The sequence below is a fragment of the Massilia sp. CT11-108 genome (genome assembly GCF_047302915.1).
Classification (GTDB): Bacteria; Pseudomonadota; Gammaproteobacteria; order Burkholderiales; family Burkholderiaceae_D; genus Telluria; species Telluria orientalis.
In genome coordinates, this window is record NZ_JBKYMO010000594.1 from 1 (window position 1) to 3,066 (window position 3,066).

Annotated in this window: 2 protein-coding genes; both read left to right on the plus strand. The window is 67.2% G+C overall.

The genetic code is table 11. The features are described from left to right. Positions 1–280: 280 nt before the first annotated feature. Entirely contained in the window at positions 281–1,399 is a 1,119-nt protein-coding gene (locus ACEN88_RS27970) for a YncE family protein (RefSeq protein ID WP_413344908.1), read from the plus strand. Between the two features lie 146 nt (positions 1,400–1,545). Next, positions 1,546–3,066, plus strand: a 1,521-nt coding sequence (locus tag ACEN88_RS27975; protein ID WP_413344905.1) for a methyl-accepting chemotaxis protein, incomplete at its 3' end; no start/stop codon positions are given.

The following is a 3,066-nucleotide window of genomic DNA, read 5'->3' on the forward strand; positions in this document are numbered from 1 at the left end:
TGGCGATCCGACCCGTGCCACGGCGGACCTGGGCCGCATCGGCGCCGGGCGCATCGTCGATGCGTCCGTCGCGGCGATCCGTGCCGCCCGCGAACCGTCTTCGAATTCCTCCCGTCGAAAGTAAAGAGTCATCGTGTCCTCCAAAACCACCATCGGTGCCGTCCTGGCCCTGGCCGTCGTGGCTGGCGGCGTCGTCGCGTCGCGCTTCGTCGATGCGACCGCGACCGCGTCCGCGCCTGCGCCCGCCATCAAATCTCCAGCCGTGGTCTCCGTGCCCGGCATGCCCCGCGTCGTCGATCCGCACAACGTCTACAGCGAGATCAGGCAGCTGAGCCCCGCAGTGAAAGGCGACCTGGAACGCGTGTACGTGCCGAACCTGCGCTCGAACGACGTCTACGTCATCGATCCGGCGACGCTGAAGGTCGTCGACCGCTTCAAGGTGGGCCGCAGCCCGCAGCACGTGATCCCGTCGTGGGACCTGCGCACGCTGTGGGTCGCGAACAACGCCGAGCGCACGGGCGACGGCAGCCTGACGCCGATCGATCCGCGCACCGGCAAGCCCGGCGCGAACGTGCCCGTCGACGATCCGTACAACATGTATTTCACGCCGGACGGCAGGTCGGCGATCGTCGTCGCGGAAGCGCGCCACCGCCTCGACTTCCGCGATCCGCACACGATGGCGATGCAGTACGCGATCGAGGTGCCCAAATGCGGCGGCATCAACCATGCCGAGTTCTCGATCGACGGCCGCTATGCGCTGTTCACGTGCGAATTTGACGGCAGCCTCGCGAAGATCGACCTCGTGGAGCGCAAGGTGCTCGGCTACCTGAAGCTGACGATGCCGTCCACGCGCTTCCGCGAAGGCGTCGACCCGACGGCGCCGGGCGCCAGCGAGATCTGCACGTCGAAGAAAGGCATGCCGCAGGACGTGCGCATCGCACCGGACGGCAAGCGCTTCTACGTCGCCGACATGGACGCGGACGGCGTGCACGTCGTCGACGGCGACAACCTGACGCAGATCGGCTTCATCCCCGTCGGCCTCGGCACGCACGGCCTGTACCCTAGCCGCGATGGCAAGTTCCTGTACATCGCGAGCCGCGGCACGCACCGCATCCACGGCAAGCCGAAGGGCAAGGGCAGCGTGGCCGTGCTGGACTTCGCCACGGGCAAGATCGTCGCCAACTGGCCCGTGCCGGGCGGCGGCAGCCCGGACATGGGCAACGTCAGCGCGGACGGCAAGTGGCTCTGGCTGTCGGGCCGGTTCGACGACGTCGTCTATCGCATCGACACGAATACGGGCGCCATGCAAAAGGTGAAGGTCGGCGGCGAACCGCATGGCCTGACGGTCTGGCCGCAACCTGGCCGCTACTCGCTGGGCCACACGGGCAACCTGCGCTGATCCGCGCGCAGGTGGTGCCAGTCTGACAACGCTACGTTGCGGATTGGCGACGGCGGGACGGAATCTGATTAATTGGTGTCTAGGTCATTTCCGCTAGGCATTAATGGTTTCTATAATTAATCAGATCCACTAACGTCCCGCCCATCATGCTAAAAAATATCACCATCAAAGCGCGCCTCATCTTCGTGATCGCGCTCCTCGGCCTGGAACTGATCGTGGGTGCCACGGTCGGCCTGGTCAGCCTCGGCCAGGCCAACGGCCAGATGCAATCCATGTATTCCGACGGACTCGTCTGTGTGGGCGAGCTCGACAAGATCGTCCGCGCCATGGACGAGAACCAGGTCAACCTGGCGCGCGCCCTGACGGCCGAACCGGGCAAGGTCGCCGGCCTCGTCGACGACATCGCGCGCAATGATGCAGTCATCGACACGCAGTGGAAGGCGTACATGGCCACGGCGATGTCCGGCCATGAACAACAGGAAGCCCAGCGCTTCATGCAGCTCAAGACGAAGTTCCTCGACGAGGCCCTGCGACCGATCGTCGCCGCCGTGCGTGCCGGCGACACGGCGCGCGGCACGGCGCTCGTGCACGGCCCGATGGGCGAGCTGTTCCGCCCCGTGAAGGCGTCGATCGACGCGCTGATCAAGATCCAGCTGGACGAGGCGGCCGCTGCGAACCAGCGCGCGCAAACGATGTACGAGATCGTGCGCTTCGTCTGCCTGTCCGGCATGGTGCTGGGCCTGATCCTGGCCGGCTTCGTGGGCGCCATGCTGATCAAGAGCATCGTGCGACCGCTGGACAAGGCCGTGCGCATCGCCGGCGCCGTCGCCGACGGCGACCTGACGCAGGACATCCCGGTCCGCGGCCGCGACGAGACGGGTCAACTGATGCGCGCGCTGAGCGAGATGAACGCGGGCCTCGCGCGCATCGTGGGCCGCGTGCGCGCGTCGACCGATACCATCGCTTCGGCCTCGGGCCAGATCGCGAGCGGCAACCTGGACCTGTCGGAGCGCACGGAGCAGCAGGCCGCGTCGCTGGAACGCACGGCCACGTCGATGGAACAGCTGACGTCCACCGTGCGCCAGAACGCGGACAACGCGCGCCAGGCGAACACGTTGGCGCAGTCGGCGTCGGACGTGGCGGCCAAGGGCGGCACGGTGGTGACGCAGGTCGTTGCGACGATGGGCGCGATCAACACGTCGGCGACCCGCATCGCGGACATCATCGGCGTCATCGACGGCATCGCGTTCCAGACGAATATCCTCGCGCTCAACGCGGCTGTCGAGGCGGCGAGGGCGGGCGAGCAGGGCCGCGGCTTCGCCGTCGTGGCATCGGAAGTGAGGAATCTGGCGCAGCGCAGCGCCGCCGCCGCGAAGGAAATCAAGGCGCTCATCGACGACTCGGTGCAGAAGGTGCACCACGGCTCGGAGCTGGTCGATCAGGCCGGCGCGACGATGGGCGAGATCGTCGGCAGCATCAACCGCGTGACGGACATCATGTCGGAGATCATGGCGGCCAGCGAAGAGCAGTCGTCCGGCATCGAGGAGGTGAATCGCGCCATCGTCCAGATGGACCAGGCCACGCAGCAGAACGCGGCCCTCGTCGAGCAGGCGTCGGCGGCCGCGCAGCAGCTGCGCGAGGAAGCCGACGGCCTGGCGCTGGCGGTC